General features: G+C 64.4%; 1 protein-coding gene. It reads left to right on the top strand.

Going from position 1 to position 351, the window contains the following annotated elements; genetic code table 11:
- Positions 1–55 precede the first annotated feature (55 nt).
- On the top strand, positions 56–351 hold a 296-nt coding region (locus tag ACX4ZE_RS23240; RefSeq protein ID WP_480275599.1), incomplete at its 3' end, for an AMP-binding protein.

Raw genomic sequence — 351 nt, 5'->3', positions numbered from 1 at the left:
CGTCTCTGTCCTGGAAATATTCCCGACCCTGTGCGGGGGCGGGACGGTGGAGGTGGTGCGGGATGTGCTGGTCCTCACCGAACAGGACGGCTGGTCCGGGGGCGTGATCAGCACAGTACCGTCGGCGTTCGCCGAAGTGCTCGACCACCCCGCCCTGCGCATCGCCGCCGACACCATCATCTTCGCCGGTGAGCCGTTGACACCGCAGATCGTGGAACGGACCAGGGCCCTGCTACCAGGGGTACGCGTCATCAACGGCTACGGACCCACCGAGACGTTCTATGTGACAGCCTGCACGGTTTCGAGTGAGGTCGAAGCGACAATCCCGATCGGCGCCCCTTTGGGGAATAT

The organism is Nocardia sp. TBRC8007, from assembly GCF_056629435.1.
The sequence above is the reverse complement of the archived record's forward strand: the minus strand, read 5'-3'. Positions and strand labels throughout refer to the sequence as shown.